Source organism: Paenibacillus profundus (assembly GCF_021369635.1).
GTDB classification, from domain to species: domain Bacteria; phylum Bacillota; class Bacilli; order Paenibacillales; family Paenibacillaceae; genus Paenibacillus_B; species Paenibacillus_B profundus.
The window spans coordinates 80,897-97,857 of record NZ_JAJNBZ010000015.1 but is presented as its reverse complement, the minus strand read 5'-3'; the positions used below and the strand labels follow the sequence as shown (position 1 = coordinate 97,857).

At 49.3% G+C, this 16,961-nt stretch carries 21 protein-coding genes; 13 read left to right on the top strand and 8 right to left on the bottom strand.

The genetic code is table 11. From position 1 onward, the window contains the following. Positions 1-24 precede the first annotated feature (24 nt). Positions 25-723: a YeeE/YedE thiosulfate transporter family protein gene (locus LQV63_RS17830; protein WP_233697736.1), complete on the bottom strand. Its 699-nt coding sequence runs from the start codon at positions 721-723 to the stop codon at positions 25-27. A gap of 216 nt (positions 724-939) precedes the next feature. Here LQV63_RS17830 and LQV63_RS17825 point away from each other — a divergent pair, with 216 nt between their 5' ends. Beyond that, positions 940-1,842 carry a LysR family transcriptional regulator gene (locus LQV63_RS17825; protein ID WP_233697735.1) on the top strand — a complete coding sequence of 301 codons (903 nt, stop codon included), beginning with the start codon at positions 940-942 and terminating at the stop codon, positions 1,840-1,842. A 10-nt stretch (positions 1,843-1,852) separates the two neighbouring features. On the opposite strand, the gene LQV63_RS17820 is transcribed toward LQV63_RS17825, so the two are convergent. Beyond that, positions 1,853-2,080 carry a sulfurtransferase TusA family protein gene (locus LQV63_RS17820; RefSeq protein WP_233697734.1) on the bottom strand — a complete coding sequence of 76 codons (228 nt, stop codon included), beginning with the start codon at positions 2,078-2,080 and terminating at the stop codon, positions 1,853-1,855. Positions 2,081-2,248: 168 nt separating this feature from the next. On the opposite strand from LQV63_RS17820, the gene LQV63_RS17815 reads away from it, so the two are divergent. Both LQV63_RS17815 and LQV63_RS17810 read left to right on the top strand, forming a co-directional pair. Continuing rightward, positions 2,249-2,503: a hypothetical protein gene (locus LQV63_RS17815; RefSeq protein ID WP_233697733.1), complete on the top strand. Its 255-nt coding sequence runs from the start codon at positions 2,249-2,251 to the stop codon at positions 2,501-2,503. Positions 2,504-2,765: 262 nt separating this feature from the next. Continuing rightward, entirely contained in the window at positions 2,766-3,059 is a 294-nt protein-coding gene (locus tag LQV63_RS17810) for a TFIIB-type zinc ribbon-containing protein (RefSeq protein ID WP_019421528.1), read from the top strand. 260 nt (positions 3,060-3,319) lie between these two features. Here LQV63_RS17810 and LQV63_RS17805 read toward each other — a convergent pair whose 3' ends face one another. Then, positions 3,320-4,438, bottom strand: coding sequence for a tetratricopeptide repeat-containing glycosyltransferase family 2 protein (locus LQV63_RS17805; RefSeq protein ID WP_233697732.1), 1,119 nt, complete (start codon positions 4,436-4,438; stop codon positions 3,320-3,322). Between the two features lie 133 nt (positions 4,439-4,571). Beyond that, positions 4,572-4,907 carry a BclA C-terminal domain-containing protein gene (locus tag LQV63_RS31485; protein WP_325175900.1) on the bottom strand — a complete coding sequence of 112 codons (336 nt, stop codon included), beginning with the start codon at positions 4,905-4,907 and terminating at the stop codon, positions 4,572-4,574. A gap of 4 nt (positions 4,908-4,911) precedes the next feature. Here LQV63_RS31485 and LQV63_RS31480 point away from each other — a divergent pair, with 4 nt between their 5' ends. From LQV63_RS31480 to LQV63_RS17775, 7 genes are all read left to right on the top strand, one after another. Beyond that, complete coding sequence (locus LQV63_RS31480) at positions 4,912-5,274, top strand: hypothetical protein (protein WP_267934095.1); 363 nt, start codon at positions 4,912-4,914, stop codon at positions 5,272-5,274. A 317-nt stretch (positions 5,275-5,591) separates the two neighbouring features. Next, a complete protein-coding gene (locus tag LQV63_RS17795) occupies positions 5,592-6,527 on the top strand; it encodes a bile acid:sodium symporter family protein (protein ID WP_036704258.1) in 936 nt (311 codons plus the stop codon). A 50-nt stretch (positions 6,528-6,577) separates the two neighbouring features. After that, positions 6,578-6,838, top strand: a complete 261-nt coding sequence (locus LQV63_RS17790) for a YqkE family protein (RefSeq protein WP_019421523.1) — start codon at positions 6,578-6,580, stop codon at positions 6,836-6,838. Positions 6,839-7,054: 216 nt separating this feature from the next. After that, positions 7,055-7,270, top strand: a complete 216-nt coding sequence (locus LQV63_RS17785; protein WP_019421522.1) for a hypothetical protein — start codon at positions 7,055-7,057, stop codon at positions 7,268-7,270. After that, entirely contained in the window at positions 7,255-7,518 is a 264-nt protein-coding gene (locus tag LQV63_RS32090) for a CPBP family intramembrane glutamic endopeptidase (RefSeq protein WP_083858852.1), read from the top strand. The genes LQV63_RS17785 and LQV63_RS32090 overlap by 16 nt, the downstream gene beginning before the upstream one ends. A gap of 152 nt (positions 7,519-7,670) precedes the next feature. Then, positions 7,671-8,504, top strand: coding sequence for a MerR family transcriptional regulator (locus LQV63_RS17780; protein WP_233697731.1), 834 nt, complete (start codon positions 7,671-7,673; stop codon positions 8,502-8,504). Between the two features lie 430 nt (positions 8,505-8,934). Next, positions 8,935-9,441: a GNAT family N-acetyltransferase gene (locus tag LQV63_RS17775; protein ID WP_026011070.1), complete on the top strand. Its 507-nt coding sequence runs from the start codon at positions 8,935-8,937 to the stop codon at positions 9,439-9,441. 22 nt (positions 9,442-9,463) lie between these two features. Here LQV63_RS17775 and LQV63_RS17770 read toward each other — a convergent pair whose 3' ends face one another. Then, positions 9,464-9,988, bottom strand: a complete 525-nt coding sequence (locus LQV63_RS17770; RefSeq protein WP_233697730.1) for a helix-turn-helix domain-containing protein — start codon at positions 9,986-9,988, stop codon at positions 9,464-9,466. Positions 9,989-10,221: 233 nt separating this feature from the next. On the opposite strand from LQV63_RS17770, the gene LQV63_RS17765 reads away from it, so the two are divergent. The 3 genes from LQV63_RS17765 (at position 10,222) to LQV63_RS17755 (ending at position 12,907) form a co-directional block, all read left to right on the top strand. After that, positions 10,222-10,437: a hypothetical protein gene (locus tag LQV63_RS17765; RefSeq protein WP_019421518.1), complete on the top strand. Its 216-nt coding sequence runs from the start codon at positions 10,222-10,224 to the stop codon at positions 10,435-10,437. A 98-nt stretch (positions 10,438-10,535) separates the two neighbouring features. Then, positions 10,536-11,198, top strand: a complete 663-nt coding sequence (locus LQV63_RS17760; RefSeq protein ID WP_233697729.1) for a GTP pyrophosphokinase — start codon at positions 10,536-10,538, stop codon at positions 11,196-11,198. 98 nt (positions 11,199-11,296) lie between these two features. Then, entirely contained in the window at positions 11,297-12,907 is a 1,611-nt protein-coding gene (locus tag LQV63_RS17755) for an S-layer homology domain-containing protein (protein ID WP_233697728.1), read from the top strand. 206 nt (positions 12,908-13,113) lie between these two features. Here LQV63_RS17755 and nikR read toward each other — a convergent pair whose 3' ends face one another. From nikR to nikE, 3 genes are all read right to left on the bottom strand, one after another. After that, a complete protein-coding gene (gene nikR / locus LQV63_RS17750; RefSeq protein ID WP_019421515.1) occupies positions 13,114-13,539 on the bottom strand; it encodes a nickel-responsive transcriptional regulator NikR in 426 nt (141 codons plus the stop codon). 133 nt (positions 13,540-13,672) lie between these two features. Beyond that, positions 13,673-15,268 (bottom strand): ABC transporter substrate-binding protein, encoded by a 1,596-nt coding sequence (locus LQV63_RS17745; RefSeq protein ID WP_233697727.1) that lies wholly within the window; start codon positions 15,266-15,268, stop codon positions 13,673-13,675. Next, complete coding sequence (gene nikE, locus LQV63_RS17740; protein ID WP_233697726.1) at positions 15,265-16,884, bottom strand: nickel ABC transporter ATP-binding protein NikE; 1,620 nt, start codon at positions 16,882-16,884, stop codon at positions 15,265-15,267. Before nikE ends, LQV63_RS17745 begins: the two co-directional genes overlap by 4 nt. Between the last annotated feature and the right edge of the window lie 77 nt (positions 16,885-16,961).

Sequence of the window (16,961 nt, the reverse complement as noted above, 5' to 3'; positions counted from 1 at the left end):
ATGATGCTAAGCGCGGGAACACCTTTACGAACCTAACTTGCGCTTGCTGAACGAGTCAGCCGCCCAATATAACAGACCAAGCACCAGAAGCTGTAAAAATACGGCACCTCCCCAGCCTAAATAATCGGGCAACCAGATCGTTGGTGATTTCTGAAAAAAGTTGCTGTCCCAGAACGTATAGTCTCTAATGCCCCATACAGATCCGGCTACAAAGCCAATAATGGTAATCCATTGCATCGTAAAACCTTCGCCCATACGCATCAACGTCCCCGAAGCACATCCGCCAGCGATAACCATCCCAATGCCGAATAGCGTTGCGCCAATCATAATATGAATGCCGGCAGGGTGAACATTGCCGGGGATGTTGGCTGGGTCAGCGAGAGATGCGCTATATTGAATAGCTGCAAAACCAGCCGTAGCGATGGCAAACGCGATAATGACCGCTTTTGAAATCGAGGTGCTTCCGGTCAAGACCGGATCACGCAGCGATGCAGTAAAGCAGAATCGGGTCTTTTGCAACACGAAGCCAAACGCAATGCCAAATATCCAGGAGATCGACAGGTTGTCACTTTTTCTGGCGAAGAGGATGCCAGCGATCACAATCATGACAAGCGCGATAGCAGCGTACGGAATTTGTGATTTTTTGCGTTTCTTTTGCGGTCTTGCACCTGTTCTAGCGGATGGCGTTGCATCTGTTGCTGTGGAAGCAGCGATCTTTGCCACAAGATTCTCTCCTTCTCTGATGTGATTGTTTTCACATATCTAAACAAACCGGTTTGTTTTATAATTAGAGTATAAGCGAGAACTTCGGTAAGCGGTCATAACAAACGCTTATTAGCTATAAGAAGTCTTTATAGCAAGCGCTCGTGGCAGGATGCATTCATCCATTAAGGAGCACATCATGATTCAGAGCATTCATCATTTGCAGGTGGTGATCAGATGAATACGGAAGCCTTGCACGCATATTATGAGACACTTCAAATGAAGAGCATTTCCAAAGCTGCGCAAAAATTGCATATGTCCCAACCGGCCCTCAGCATGCAGCTGCAGACGCTGGAGCGAGAATTAGGGTATACGCTGCTCCATCGAACGAATCGAGGCGTAACGGCAACGGAAGAGGGGCAGATCGTGTTTGAATATGCCAAAAACGTGTTGGAACTGCTCGATGATATGGATAATAAGCTAAAGAAGCATGCCGAGTTGAAGTATAGCCAGATTTTGCTGGGGACATGCCCCACATTGGCAGAATATTTAATACCGTGCAGCTTGTACAGCTTCAAAGAAAAGTACCCGCATACGTGCATCGATCAGAAAACGGTTGCTTCCCGTGAAGTTATTGAAAGCTTGAAAAATCATACGATCCAAATTGGACTCATCAACGGCACTAGTAAAAATCCAGAGATCGTGTGCCACGAGCTATTTACGAGTGACATTCATCTGGTGATGTCCGCCAAGCGAAGCTTTGTCGATAAGGAATGGATCCAACCGGAAGAGCTATATAGGCTGCCTTTTGTGTTGCCGACGAAGAGCAGTCGCACGCGTTCGCTATTGCAACAAGAGCTGCATCCATTCGGGATTGATGTGAACCAACTGCAGACCAAATTAGAATTTGATTACTTGGAATCTATCAAATCATTAGTCGTCTCAGGGAAGGGCATGGCCTTTTTACCTTACATGGCGATTAAAAAAGAACTGTATACAGACATGCTCAAAGTCATTCGCATCGAAGGAATGGACTTGAAGTGGCGCTGCTCCCTCATTCACTTGGCCAAAAAGCAGCTGCATCAGACAGAGAAAGAATTCATCCGGTTTCTTACTTCTAAGGAAAGAGGATTTTGTTAGAGACACGGAATCATTCCTTTTTTCTAATGGTCACCTCCCATATGCCGGTCATCACTTCCGCGGATTGAATCGTATGCGTTTTCTTGGAAAAAGAGGAGCGGATATTGCTTTCCACACAGCTATGATCGGTAATGAGGATGAGGGTGTCCGCTGGAGTCATGTTTTTTAAAGCGATTTGGCTTTTAGCTACAGGAATAGGACACATCTCTCCCAACATGTCCAATCGGATGATAGCCATAATTCTCACCGCCTTTTGCGTTCTATATGACCCAATGTACCATGGATCTACCGCCGATGAAGTGACGTCCAACACTTGTTGCGATTAAGCTGTGTGCCATAGGGGTAACGTATTGATACTCTGGTAAAAAATCTGCTTACAGCGGGATGCAGGAGAGGCGGCGCAAAGATGTCGAATGTTGCATATATCATCATCTGGACTGTATTGTTGTTCTTTCCGTTAGCAGCGGCCATAAAGCGGTATTGGTCCGCATTTGTCATTTATGCTGTGGCCTGCGCTATTTTTTTGGTTCAAATGTTGCAGAACCATGGCGGTTGGGATGACTTGGCTGACGCTGCAACGTTATTAACTGTAATAGGCCCTTTCTATGTTGTCGGTTCGATCGTATGGCTCATCACCTATCTTAAGAGAATACGGAAGTAGTTTACATATCTGTGATTGACATTCAGATTAAGCAATTCTATAATGTGGATAATTGAATAGCGCTTCTGTGTAGAAGGGGAGTAGCTACTACAGTAAAGTCGTCAATTCGGGTGCATGCCCCGGCTTTATTGGCAACGTATTTCGTTGTAAGCAAGACCTTTGCCAGCAATAGGTGAAGGATTTTATGTGAATTATAAAAGACCTTTGCCAATTGCTTGGCAGAGGTCTTTTTCAGTCTTAACGATAAATGGAGGGATATTCGATGAATTGTCCAATTTGCAACGATGTCCGCATGCGTGAAGTTGAAAAAGAGGGCGTAGTGATTGATGTATGTCCAGATTGCAAGGGAGTATGGCTGGATAGAGGCGAGCTGGAGAAGCTTATGTCTGACGTAAGGGAAGAACGTAAAGTGTTCAATGAGTGGTATGATGACCGTGACCGACGTCCGCACAAGTCAGATTATCCTCATCATAACCCGAATGCCGGATACCCGCCGCACTATAAGGAGAAAAGAAAGAAAAGCGTCCTGGATCGCCTTGGAGACATATTCGATTGAAAAGGTTCCTCCCGCATTACTCCTGTTGTTAAGGAAATGGGCAGTTAGCCTATCTCCTTGGCATCAGGATTTTTTTGTTTTGACCGAGCCGGTGAGTTTACCACATATTCCGATGCTCGCTTAGAAACAGCCAAATCCACTGGACAAACTATAGTCTAGATGTCGTTCAGCCGCCAAACCGCATATGTTGCTGTATATTTCCCAGTGGAGCTGCTGCGATATGACCTTTTGGAACCACAGGGCGGGCCCCTGCCTTTTAGTTACTTCGTCTCTACAGATGCAACGCTCTCCATTGATACGGGCTTTGCTTCCGCGAGAACGTTCTGCAAGTACTGTTGGTTATGAAGCATTCTCTCATCGTGAGGTCGATATCGAAGCGCCATTTCGTTATGGGCATAGGCCAACTCGTGCTGTCCTTTACGGTCATAGCAGACGCACAGCTGCAAATGGGGGAGCCATGTCGAGCAGGCAACATTCGTAAAGCCCAAATTTTCCTTTGGTTGATCCAGATTGGCGGCGACATTGTACCAAAAAATCGATGAGTCTACCTCATTTCGCTGTAAAAAGTAATATCCGAGGCGACAGCAAAATTCTGCGCGCGGTGCAGCGTATCGAAAGGAACGCAGCGTGCATTCCAATTCCCGCTCGGTGTCGCCCAGCGCATGGTAGCAGTCCGCCATCTTGCCGCAGGAGGACAGAACATCCTCGAGCCAGCCCTGACCCGTTGCCAGAAACTTTTCATAATAATCGATGGCCTTTAGGTATCTCCCATGATCCTTCAACTCATTGGCGAAATAGTACAAGTCCCGCGGTGACAGCGATTCCCCGCGGGCCAACGCTGCTTCATAAATTCGTATGTTCCGATCACTATCGTGTTGGACGCTGGCATGGGTAACGGCGATATCGCTGTTTACGATGTTGCCCCAGACTTCAAGGTATTCGTGCACTTTGCCTATCCATCGGAACTCGTTGGCTCTCTTGACGAGCCGATTGCGCCGGTTGCGTGCAGTCACATTTCCGTATTCGTCAAAAGCCAAATGATATTCCATCGTGACGGAATCAATTGTTGGATCAAGCGTGCGTTTGAACGCAGACAGCTTCTGACGATCCCGTTCCCTGAAAATATCATCTGCATCCAGCCATAGAATGTAATCCATCCTCGCTAGGCTGAAGGCGTAATTGCGGGCCGCTGCAAAATCTTCGATCCATGCAAAATCGTAAATTCGATCTGTAAATCGTTGCGCGACCGATTTCGTCTCATCCGTCGAACCGGTGTCAACAATGATGATTTCATCTGCCAAATTGGCAAGTGAGGAGAGGCAGCGCTCAAGCGTGTCCTCTTCATTTCGGACTATCATGCATAAGCTTATGGTTGCCATTCAATCACTCCGTCTCGTATCTTCATCACGTCTTAAATATACATATTCTATTCGTTCGACTATGTACCTCAATAATGGATATGTATGTAAAACAAAAAGCCGTGCAGACAAGGAACTGCACGGCTAGGCATGACTAACTCAAACGAATAATGGTCAAGGCGGCTCCAGCGCTGTTGTTTATCAGCGTAGCAGCTCCCAGCAATCCAAACAGCTGAAGAGTAATAGTAGATCCCGCCGTTAATGTGACGATGATGTCGTTGTTGAAGCTGGACAACGATAATATAGGCACGATGGTTGAAGCTACATTGGCGGCTCCATTGATAAGCAGTCGCGAACTGACCAGTAATGCAGCGGTCAGATTGATTTGATAGGTAATATAGTACCTTCCTGCTGTAGATACCGTAAACGTGTCGTTTGCGGCATTGACGGTAATGCCGGCTCCGATATTTTGAGCGTTCGGGAGCGGGATGTTGGTGCCGCCTAGAAGGACAGCGATGATGCTGCCCGATGTGTTCGCTACAAAAGAGGAGGTGGCCGTGGTGCCGGTACCGGTGGCTCCGGTAGCACCTGTGGCACCCGTAACGCCCGTAACGCCCGTGGCTCCTGTAGCACCCGTGGTGCCCGTAACACCAGTGGCTCCGGTAGAGCCAGTAGCACCCGTGGCACCCGTAATGCCCGTGGCTCCAGTCGCGCCCGAAGCCCCTGAATCTCCAGTGGCCCCCGTCGCCCCAGTAGGTCCGTCGGCCCATTATTTGGTGGAACAGGTGGAGGCGGAAATATGTTTGGACAGCTTTGCGGAGGAAAGATGGAAGCAGGAAGTGCATTTAGAGGTTTGAATTTGTCGAAGGTCATAAATACACTCCTTTTCCTGAATAGGTCGAACCAAACTTATGTTGTAATGGCCGTCATTAGGTCGGCCTGGGTATATTTTTCCTATCATCAATGTATGTATATGTTTGGGAAGGGAACAGGGTAACGACCCACTATGTTCATGATTGGCTTATGAATCTATCGATCATTTATATGGAATCTAGTGGACAGTTGTTGAGTGGTTGAGAAGCAGAGCCTATCTATTATCGGGAAGGACGCCAATTCTTTCTGGAAATTATTTTTTTCATCTCTTATAATAAAGTTTAAAACTAAAATTCAGGAGATGGAACGATTGGAGAAAGTCAGTCAATTTGTAGGGAAAACGTTTGCGATTTGGGTTATATTATTTGCATGTCTTGCTTTCTATTTTCCGGATTCATTCAAATGGTTGGGTACGTACATAACCCCGTTACTGGGCATTATTATGTTCGGTATGGGCTTAACCGTCTCTCCTGCCGATTTCAAAGAGGTATTTCGCAGACCAAAGGATGTTGCCATCGGCGTCATCGGACAGTTCATCATTATGCCGCTGCTCGCATTTGCTCTGGCGAAAGGCCTGCAGCTGCCGCCTGAGATCGCAGTAGGGGTTATCTTGGTTGGCTGCTGCCCGGGGGGGACCTCGTCCAATGTCATGACATATCTTGCGAAGGGTGACGTGCCGCTCTCTGTAACGGTCACTTCCATTACGACATTATTAGCTCCCATTGTTACCCCTGGTCTCATTCTTTTGTTTGCCAGTCAATGGGTGCCGATTAATGCGACGTCATTGCTATGGTCCATTTTGCAAATCGTCATTATTCCGATTATTTTGGGCTTCATATTCAAAACATTTCTGCGCAAGCCGGCTGAAATGGGGGTCAAAGCGCTCCCATTGATATCCACCATTGCCATTGTCGCGATTGTTGCAGCGGTTGTAGCGGGCAGCCAGCAAAAGATCGCAGAGACGGGATTAATCATCTTTGCCGTCGTTATTCTGCACAACGGACTAGGCCTATTGCTCGGATATTTATTCGGAAAGATGCTTGGACTCGATATGGCGAGCCGCAAAGCGGTCTCCATTGAAGTAGGCATGCAGAATTCCGGTTTGGGCGCAGCTATTGCCAGCGCTCATTTTTCGCCGCTATCTGCCGTTCCGAGTGCTATTTTTAGTGTATGGCATAACATATCGGGGCCGATTGTCGCCACCATTTATAGCCGTATGAAAAACAAACCGAAATGAACTGCATAGCTCAATATATGCTATAATGAGGGGAAATCGAGGTGAGTTCAATGGCGAAAAAAAAGAGACAAGCCGCTGCACCTGCACCGGCTTCAACAGACAAACCAGCCACGTTGAAGGATTTGCTCAGCTCCGACATCCTGGACAAGCTGAAGGCACAGGCGACTGAGCTGAAGGCGGAAGAAGCAAAGCGCAAGGAAGACGAGCGGAAGCAGGCGGAGGAAGTCCGCCATGCCGAACAGAAACGGCTTGATAGCAATTTCGAATACTTGCTGAACAACAGTAAAATGGACTGGAAGAAATATAAATGAACAAAGCGTGCAGCCGATATCGGGTCTGCACGCTTTTGTATTTTGGCCGCAGATCTTCCCCTCTCTACCATCAGGCACCCTCAGAAAGCTTCTCATCTGACCCGTTCGCTCCGTCCCTTTGTTCACAATTTGTCCATTGATAGTGACGTTACGTCGTCTTATACAATTGCAAATGTTCATCCCAGATTTTTCATATTGATAGGAGGAATAATATCGATGACGCGAATGCGGCGAAATGAAAGGGGAATTTTGTTGAGCGACAATTCTACGATTCATCATGACTCAGTTAAACATGACAAGGTGCCCTGGAATGTAATCGATTTGCTGCTTATTTTGATTATATGGAGAATAATGCTGACGGATACAATAATGGGGGCTGTTGGGGATCAGTTCGAACATCTAGGACTTAGTCCTGCATTGCCCCGATCGTAGAAGAGATTATAAATCGTGGGGTTATTTACAGGTATCTTCGCTCTCGTTTCGGCGTAGTTGTTGGAGTTGTGATTAGCGGGCTCATTTTTGGGATTGGCCATGCGCCAGAGCTTATGCTCAATGCCACTGTAACTGGTTGCCTTTTTGCTATATTTTACGAAAAAAGGGGCACTTTGTGGATGCCTATTATTCTACATGGGTTGATGAACGCTCTATTGATCATTATTTTTTTCTTCTCGGCGCCTTAAAAGGGATACTTTGCTATAATATACCACGTATGGCTGTCCTCCAAGCAATATAAGGCCCTGTATCATAAAGAGATTAGCCGGGAGGCCGATGGAGATTATGCGAAACGGACAAGGGAACTTGGGCTGGGGAAAATAAAAACTAGGGATTGAAAGTGACGTCACGTCATCTTAAATTAAGGGATTATATTATTTACCAAAGAAGGTGTTGCGCTACGATTCCGATTCAAGACGTTACCAAACAGACTGGCATAACGGTCCGCACGCTGCGCTATTACGATCAGATCGGGTTGCTGAACCCTTCAGCCAAGACGCCTGGCGGACATCGAATTTATTCTCATGATGATTTGATGAGGCTGAAGCATATTCAATTTTTGAAGCAGATGGGCTTCAGGCTGCAGGAGATAGATGATATGCTCACCATTCAGGACCGGGATTGGTCCGCCAGTCTGAACAACCAGCTGGCTTATGTATTGGAAGAACAAGAGAAGCTCAAGCAGATGGAGAATTATTTGCGCGAACTGCTGCACAGCATGGCCTTCGAAGGAGAAGCGAAGGGAGCCGCGGTTCGGAAGCTGATTCAGTTGTCAGGCCGCAGTCAGGAGTCGCGGAAGAAATACCGCAAGCTGCTGTTCGAGGAGCACGAGCAGAAGCTCGTGTCGCGCCTGCCGAAAGTGAACGGAGATGATCCCGACTCGCTGGAATGGATCGGGCTGATTGCACAGCTCCGCAAGAATAGGGATGCCGGACCGGATGCTCCTCAGGTACAGCGGATTGTCAGACGTATATTGGAAAAAACCGACGAATCATTTTCAGGGGAAGATGAATTCCTCGATAAACTGTGGAAAATCCGGAAGTGCCCGGAGCAATCCGCTCAGATCGGGATGTATCCACTGGAGCCTGAACTGCTGGAGCTATTCGAACAGGCTTATGAAGTCTATCTCACCCGCCAACAAACACAGCATCCAGAGCAGGAGGCGGATTCATAAGCATCGAGCAGCTCCGCTCTGTCGGGGCGCTGTCCCATTTAGATATGGCCCCGCTGTGCTAGATGCGCCGCCATTATACGCTGCTTTTCAGCGAAGAACGGCAGATTGAGCGTCTGCGGTCGCACAGAAGCTGTCTTTCCTGGCGACTACCGTGTAATCATGGCGCTGCTGCCGCTTGCGCTGCCTTGGAGTGAATGATAGTATCGCCGGAATCATTCTCGCAGCGAATGGCATGGACAACTAGTAACATGGACATGAAAGCGATGAGCTAATCCCTTTGCTCATCGCTTTTGTTTTGTAAGCATGCATTCTCCAATAGGGAAGGCACATAAAATTATTTCCTTTTGGACATAGATTGGTATACAATTTTAAAATCGGCGGCGATTCACCGCTGTGCCAATCTTGTTGCCTGAAGGACGTGACGCTCGAAATGATAGACAACATTACGATTCGAAATGCTGTAATCAGCGATTTGCCGGCCATTGTCGATATATACAATTCTACCGTGCCAAGCCGTATCGTAACCGCAGATACCAGCCCGGTTACCGTGGAGAGCAGAGAACTATGGTTCCACGAGCATTCGCCTGATTCCAGACCGCTGTGGTGCGTGGAGCAACAAGGGAACCTTTGCGGATGGTTCAGCTTTCAATCTTTTTACGGAAGGCCCGCATATAACGCGACAGCAGAAGTGAGCATCTACATTCATGAACAATATAGAGGGAAAGGACTCGGCAAATACATGCTCCAGAAAGGCATTGAGGCCTGTCCCTCACTGCAGATCAAAACCTTGCTCGGATTTATATTTGGACATAATGAAGCGAGTCTGTATATGTTTGAGCGCTTCGGATTTGACAGGTGGGCTCATTTACCGAATATCGCTGAGATAGACGGGATAGAGCGTGATTTGATTATCGTCGGAAAAAGAGTCTGCCCGTGACCCGAAATGGTTCCGTTCAGCTTCACAGCTGCTTATCGTCCGGCTTGCCCTCTTCTGGCTTCGTATGCTTCGAATCCGGAAAGAGCACATCCAGCATGGTGAGCGTGCGTTGGCAATCCGCTTCATTCAACAGATGCCCGCGGTAATATACGGGAACATCTCCTTGCAGAACGTCGGCAAGCTCGTAGCATGGCCGCGTCTCTTTGACCGTTCGCTGCTGCGGGTTTCTCCGGGCGTGCGAGCTATAATTCATATCAGAGTCGTCGTCCGCAACGGGAGCGCCGTCCGGCGCATTCATCAACGAGCGGTTATCGTTCCTGTCCATATCCATATATCCGGCGCTGAGCATCAGCTGCTCGTACGAAATGTCGTACACCTGCGCCAGCTTCTTCAACGTGTCGGGTGTAGGCTTCCGTTCCTTTCCCGTTCGCGGATCATATCCTTTTTCAAGACTGCTTAAATAAGTGTGGCTAACCCCCGACTCGCGCTCAATTTCCCTAAGCGACCGCTTGCCGCGCAATTCCCGCAGCAGTGCTCCGATACTCATAACATACCTCCTTGAAAAAAAGTAAAATAACACATGTAAAAATGCAATTCTTGGCTTGCAAACATCATACCACTACGCTATAGTAGTTGCAAAGAACGCTATTCTTGGTTTGCGGGATACACCTCAGAAGTTCCTTTCACAGCACCATATAATCCACATGCTATTCCAGAATACCACACTTTGAGGTACAAAACAGTACAATTACGTAAATTACGTAAAGGAGGGAAGGGGAAATGGATATACATCACCTGATACGGTACAGCCAACTGAAGACCGGTCTGTTGGAAGTCGCTTGTCAGCTCGATGACGACGAAGAATACACGAGGGCGATGGCGGTGCACGACTTGACGGAACTATTGGAGCAAGTCATTCTGTTGGAAGCATCGTGCTCGTTTGCAAGTGTTGATTTCCGCGCACACGCACGGACTGTACCGATGTCAGACACATAAAGGCGAGGCGCGTTGTCCTGTTATTTGATATTGCGATTCGATCCGGTTAATCTAGAATTAACGAAAATATTTACATTGGAACATGACGGAGGGGCAACATGATAGACCATACCAATCAATTGATTAACATGATCAACCGGGTCGAGGTGCTCGAGACGCTGCAGAAAAATTGGGGCGGCTTCTTCCGCCAATACCAAATGGCGTTAAACGAGCTGAGAAGCGATTTTCAGATCATCGATTTGGATTGGAGAACAAGACACGGCTATTCACCAATAGAGCATATCAAGGGGCGGATCAAAGAGCCGCTATCCATGTTGAAAAAGATGGAAAGAAAAAACATTCCCTTCACTCAGGAAGCGGTGCAGGAGCAGATACAAGACATAGCGGGCTTGCGCATCGTGACGACGTTTCTCGATGACGTTTACATGATGAAGGAGCATATCGAGCGGCGGGATGATATCCGGGTGCTGGAAGTGAAGGACTACATCGAACACCCGAAGCCAAGCGGCTATAAGAGCTTGCATATGGTCGTACAGACGAAGGTGATTCTGTCGAGCGGCAACTTGTGGGTCCCTGCTGAAATACAACTACGAACCTCATCCATGGATTTCTGGGCCGCGACGGAACATAAACTGAATTATAAATATGAAGGGGGAGACGTGCCGGAGGATGCAAGAAAGCAGTTGGTCGACTTGGCCAAATCCTCTTTCCAGATGGATCAGCAAATGTCTCTGCTTCGCCGTCAACTGTTAACATTATAGAGGTAAGAAACAACTTCCAATATTTTATAGTAAACGAGCTTCCTTTTATTTGCTAGGATGATTATATCTATCATTTCTAGTAAAGTGAGGCCAATTCATTGAATTATTTTCGCAAAATACTAATTCTGCTTGCATCAACGGCGCTTTTCTTCACTGCCAGTCTGGTGTGGGGAGAGTCGGGCCGTACACCGTTGCCGTTCGACGATATTGGCAACAGCTATGGACAGAAACAGATTGTAGATTTGTATGAAAGACATATCGTAAACGGAACGGGCCAACGTACCTTCGAGCCGGATAAGCCCGTATCGCGCGCGGAGTTTACAGCCATGGTGAACCGTGTGCTGAACGTCAAGCCGGTGGCGAGCGACATTCCCGCATTCGACGATGTTCCTCGGAGTGCATGGTATTACGGAGCTGTACAGGCGGCGCTTCTGCTGCAGGTCATAGATGGAACGGGAGCACGCACGTTTGAGCCGCAGCAGCCTATTACCCGTCAGGAAGCTGCAGCCGTCCTCGTGCGCGCGTTCAAGCAGGCCCGTTCCAAATCCCCGGTGGAACCGGCCTTCAAGGATGCGAGTCGCATCGCTGCGTGGGCCGTTCCTTATGTCGGCTCGATGCAGCAGCTCGGCCTAATGAACGGAAATGCCGGGATATTCCGGCCGAACGATCCGTTGACGCGTCAGGAGACTGCAGTCGTCTTGGCAAGAGCGCTGGAGCGCCCGAGCTGGTCGGCAGCGTTGAAGGCGAATCCGCCACAAAGCATCCAGATGGGCTGGCAATACGAGTTGACAACACAGCAATACATCGCTCGTGTCGAGAAGTCCACAGTCAACACGCTATCCCCAAGATGGTACTATCTCGACAAGACACAGACGGTAGCGGATCATACAGATCGGGAGCTTATCGATTGGGCGAAGAAGAATGGCAAGAAAATATGGGCTATGGTAGGCAATGGCTTCAATGCCGATCTGACCCATTCCGTTCTTACCGATCCGATCAAAAGGGATGCCGTTATCGGACAATTGACGACTTATGTCCGCCAATATGGGCTTGCCGGATTGAACCTTGATTTCGAGAACGTCTATCCGCAGGATCGGGAGGCGTTCACAGCGTTTGTGTCGAAGCTGGCCGCAGAGCTGCATCTTCTGCAAGCGGTATTGTCTGTCGATGTGTCCCCGGATTTGGGAACAGATTGGACGGCTGCGTTTGATTATGCTGCTTTAGGAACCAATGCCGATTACATCGTGCTTATGGGGTATGACGAGCATTGGGACGGAGCTCCGGCGGCTGGCTCGGTTTCTTCGCTGCCTTGGCTGCAGCGTGGTATCGATAAGCTCATTACTATGATTCCGTCTGAAAAACTAATCGTGGGCTTGCCGCTGTATACGCGTGAGTGGTCTTTGAAGCAGAGCGGCACAACAGCGCAGGATCTTACTCTAGCCGAGCAAGGAAACATACTTCGTGCGCACAAACCCAAGATGGCATGGGATGCCAACATAGGCCAGTATACAGCAGATTATATGCAACAGGGCGTGCCTCATCGCATCTGGACAGAGGATAGCCGTTCACTTTCCGTGAAATCCGAGCTTGCGGAACAGAGGAATATAGCCGGATTCGCTTATTGGTCCGTGGGATCGGAAACCATTGATATATGGGACGCTTTACGCAATCATATGAAGTTTTCATCTTATTCTTTTTCAGCAAAATGAGGAAAAAATGAAAGCAGGTGGGGATACCTCCTTTGTCGTGCCTGACAGGTTCAGGTCCGCTCAAGGGAGGTATTTTTTACGCAAGTTGAGTAACAAAGCAGATTTCGGATCTGCAAAAGTGTAAAACTTGTTCAAAAACAGGCCCAGGGGCGAGGACAACAAAGCCCCTTGCCTGAAGCAGGGGGCTTGCCGGATATACATATTTATTATGAATGAGGTTCATCAATGGGAGCCACTGTGAATTTGCCGTATTTGACACCTTTTAAACTGATGATCTGATCGCTCAGCACTTTAAGTTCCTTGGCTTTCCCTTTGACAACGATGAGCTCGAGGCAGTTACTCGGATCCAAGTGGAAATGGGTCGTCGCCAGGATGAGATCATGCATCTCATGCTGAAGATTGGATAACTCATCAAGGAGATTCCGGTGATGGTGGTTATAGAATAGCAATATGCTGCCAGCTACCACTTTGTCGTCATCTTCAAGGAATTCCTTGACCAGGGCGTCACGGACTAAGTCACGGACCGCTTCGGATCGATTCTCATACCCTTTTGCTTTAATTGTCTCATCAAACTTTTCTAGCAGCTTGCCATCCATGGAAACGCCAAACCGTTTTAAATTGGAATCATTCATGACGCACCTCATAAAACAACTTTTTATAATAACTCTACCATAAATACGGCAAAAGCGGAATTTAGGTATGAAAATAGAGTCGTTCGTATCTAAAAGCTGATACGCATGATGGCTGATTCCCCGATGATACCGATTATTTCACAGTCCACTCTTCAATGTTCCACAGTACGCCGGCGCCGTGGTGCCCCAACGGGCGATTGCCGACTCCGCTTATTTTTTTGCTGACGCCATACAAGGCATCAACGTAGACAAGGAAATTGAAGGCAGGATCCTTCCGCAGCTCGCGCTGGAATTCGGCATACAGATCTTTACGTTTGTCGCGCTCCGGTTCGATCCGCGCTTCGGTCAGCCTCTTATCGACCTTGTCATTACGGTATGCGCCGTAATTGTACAATCCGTTCTCAATCTGGCTGCTGTGGAATACGCGATACGTATGGTCGTCAGGATCAAATTCACTGCCCCATGCGATCATGAACGCGTCGATCTTGTCGAATTGAATCGCGCTCCAATCCAGCGGTTTCGGGTTGACGGAAATGCCGAACGGCTTCAACTGGGTGCGAACCGCATTGGCTAACGCCACACGGACCGTATCTGTCGCTGGCGAGACCAAGTCGAACTCGAATCGTGTGCCGTCCTTCACGAGAACGCCGTCTGCGCCAGGCTTCCAGCCCGCCTTCTCCAGCAACGCTTTTGCTTCTTCGGGACGAAGCTCCGCCCCTTCCGGAGCCGGATCATTTGCCCAAGATTTCTGCAGCGGGCCGTATGCTGGTTGGCCTTTGCCGAACAGCACGCCCTGCACTAAGGCTTCGCGATCCAAGGCAGCGCTCATCGCCAGGCGGACTTGGGGATCTTGGAACAGCGGGTTGCGAAAATTGTACAGAATGCCGCGATAATCGACCGTTGTCATCTGAAGCGCGGTGAACGGATCGGTATCCTTCACGCTGCCTTCTTGGTTGAGCTCCATGTAGGCTAAGTCGATCTCACCTGTCTTCAATTGCATTAGCCGTGTATTCGGGTCCGTTACGGGCCGGATAATCATCTCGTCGATCTGCGGCTTCGTGCCGTGGAACTTGTCATTGCGGACGAGAACAATCGACTGATCCGTCTTCCATTCTTTCAATTTGAATGGTCCGTTCCCGACAGGCTTGCGGTTGAATTCCGCCGTGTTGATCTCTTTTCCTTCCAATAGATGCTTAGGAAGCAGACCGAGCTTCAGCTTGTTCAAGAGCGGCGGAAACGGATCCTTCAACGTAATTTTCACCTTGTGCGGCTCAAGCACCTCGACCCGGTCGATCTCGTTAAAGTCGCTTTGAATCGGGGAATTTGTTGCCGGATTGAGCAGTGTGTCGAGTGTAAACTTGACATCTTCAGCCGTAAGCGGGTTCCCGTCCTCCCATGCGACATCTTCCCGCAGTACAAATGTATATTCCCGCTGATCGGTAGAGACCGTCCATTCCTTAGCAATGTCCGGAGCAACCTCATTATCGGAGGTTGGCTTCGTCAGACCGCGGAATAGGAGCGTATCGACATCCTGATCGCCGTTCAATACCGGATTGATCATCTCAACTTCGCTTTCCGTGCCGAATACGATCGTTTTCGGCGCTGCTGCTGACTGTGCAGCAGGAACGGATCCTGCCTGATCGCCAGATTGCGTTGAAGAACAGCCTAACATGGCAAGCAGACTTGCAATAGAAAACAACGCCAGCAGCAATTTGCATGTTTTCGTCATGTGCATATAACTCCTTTAGTAATTTTTTTGTTCGAACTGTGGGCAAAGCCAGGAATCGCCGCCAGCAGCCGCTTCGTGTAAGGATGGTCGGAATGCGGAAGCAGAGCCGCTGGAAGCTGCTCGATAATCTCCCCCTGACGCATAACCATGACGCGATGGCACAGCAGCATAGCGGCACGGACATCATGGGTGATGAAGAGCATGGCCGTTCCTTGTCTTTCATTCATGTGCCGGAGAAGTGCAAGCATCTGTCTTTGCTGGGTCATATCCAGACTAGCGAATGGTTCATCAAGAATGAGCAGACGCGGCTGCACAATCGAGGCGCGGGCCAGCGCAACTCTCTGCCGCATGCCGCCAGACAATTGGCGGGGATATGTACCAGCGAATTCCTCGCCGAGTCCGACGCTGTCGAGTGCGTGCTTGATGCGGGCGCGAGTCTCGTCTTGCGAGAGCTTGCAGCCGTAATCCAATCCTTCTCCGACGATTTGGGCGACGGTCCAGCGCGGGTCGAAGGAGGCAAGCGGGTCTTGATGAACCCACTGTACGGAACGCCGCGGCTCTGTCTTGCTGCACCAGCAGATGGATCCGCTGTCTGGTGTATCAAGCTGGAGCAGCAGACGCGACAAGGTGCTCTTGCCGCTGCCGCTCTCTCCGATGAGTCCCAACAATTCCGCTTCGCCGATCTGGAATGATGCGTTTCGCACGGCGTTTATCTGGCTTTTGGCTTTGCCCCAGCCATGATGGGCACGATACGATTTGCTTACATCCCGCACTTTAACGATGCTGCCGGATCCGATAGCCAGGCTTGCTTGATTCGGCGCCGATAACGAAGCATAGTCAGCGAGCAGTGCTTTTGTATGTGAATGAGCAGGTCGGGTCATGATGTCCAGCTTCGATCCGGACTCGACGATCTCACCATGCTGCATGACGAGAACCTCATCCGCAATCTCGTCGACGACGCCCAGATCATGCGTAATGAAGAGGACACTTGCTCCGGTACGGCGATTCCAGCGCGAAATTAATCGCAGGATGTCAGCCTGTATGGGCATGTCCAAGGCGGTCGTAGGCTCGTCCGCGATAAGAAGCTTCGGCTCAGGAGCGAGCGCCAATCCGAGCTGGACGCGCTGCCGCATCCCGCCGGACAATTCGTGCGGGTAGGCCCGATAGACGCGGTCCGGGTCTGGAAATTGCATTTCCCCGAGCAGCTGGAGAGCCCGTTCCTTCGCTTTGGACTTCGACAGCTTCGCATGTACGGCATACAGCTCTTGAAAATGGCTGCCGACTCTGTACAGCGGATCGAAGGTTCCGAACGTATCTTGAAAGACGATGCCGACTTGGCCCCCTCGGTACGATTGCAGCAGATGCTCCGACCACGTTCGTATGTCCTCCCCTTCGAACAGGATCGTGCCTGAGCTTACATGCGCTTCCTGCGGCAACATTCCCAACAAGGCTTGGGCAGTCAGGCTTTTCCCCGAACCGCTTTCGCCGATGAGAGCCGTCACCCTGCCTCGCAGAAGTGAGAAGGACAACTGTTTCAATACATCCTTCTTCATGGCACCGTCGTCAAAGGAAAGCGTGAGTCCATTCACACGCAGTAAATCGATCTCAGTAGGCATGTTCCTTTCCTCCTTCTTCGGGAATGCTTCCGATGCAGTTTTCTTACGAATACTTGTGCTTTCGATACTGAAAGGCA

Excerpts from the sequence above, each read along its gene's own strand:
- LQV63_RS17825 (WP_233697735.1), top strand. The coding sequence starts at position 940 with ATGAATACGGAAGCCTTGCACGCATATTATGAGACACTTCAAATGAAG.
- LQV63_RS17770 (WP_233697730.1), bottom strand. The coding sequence starts at position 9,988 with ATGAGTATCGGAGCACTGCTGCGGGAATTGCGCGGCAAGCGGTCGCTT.
- LQV63_RS17810 (WP_019421528.1), top strand. The coding sequence starts at position 2,766 with ATGAATTGTCCAATTTGCAACGATGTCCGCATGCGTGAAGTTGAAAAA.
- LQV63_RS17775 (WP_026011070.1), top strand. The coding sequence starts at position 8,935 with ATGATAGACAACATTACGATTCGAAATGCTGTAATCAGCGATTTGCCG.
- LQV63_RS17790 (WP_019421523.1), top strand. The coding sequence starts at position 6,578 with ATGGCGAAAAAAAAGAGACAAGCCGCTGCACCTGCACCGGCTTCAACA.
- nikR (WP_019421515.1), bottom strand. The coding sequence starts at position 13,539 with ATGAATGATTCCAATTTAAAACGGTTTGGCGTTTCCATGGATGGCAAG.
- LQV63_RS17745 (WP_233697727.1), bottom strand. The coding sequence starts at position 15,268 with ATGACGAAAACATGCAAATTGCTGCTGGCGTTGTTTTCTATTGCAAGT.
- LQV63_RS17765 (WP_019421518.1), top strand. The coding sequence starts at position 10,222 with ATGGATATACATCACCTGATACGGTACAGCCAACTGAAGACCGGTCTG.
- LQV63_RS17815 (WP_233697733.1), top strand. The coding sequence starts at position 2,249 with ATGTCGAATGTTGCATATATCATCATCTGGACTGTATTGTTGTTCTTT.
- LQV63_RS17760 (WP_233697729.1), top strand. The coding sequence starts at position 10,536 with ATGATAGACCATACCAATCAATTGATTAACATGATCAACCGGGTCGAG.
- LQV63_RS17805 (WP_233697732.1), bottom strand. The coding sequence starts at position 4,438 with ATGGCAACCATAAGCTTATGCATGATAGTCCGAAATGAAGAGGACACG.
- LQV63_RS17795 (WP_036704258.1), top strand. The coding sequence starts at position 5,592 with ATGGAACGATTGGAGAAAGTCAGTCAATTTGTAGGGAAAACGTTTGCG.
- LQV63_RS17785 (WP_019421522.1), top strand. The coding sequence starts at position 7,055 with ATGACGCGAATGCGGCGAAATGAAAGGGGAATTTTGTTGAGCGACAAT.
- nikE (WP_233697726.1), bottom strand. The coding sequence starts at position 16,884 with ATGCCTACTGAGATCGATTTACTGCGTGTGAATGGACTCACGCTTTCC.
- LQV63_RS17820 (WP_233697734.1), bottom strand. The coding sequence starts at position 2,080 with ATGGCTATCATCCGATTGGACATGTTGGGAGAGATGTGTCCTATTCCT.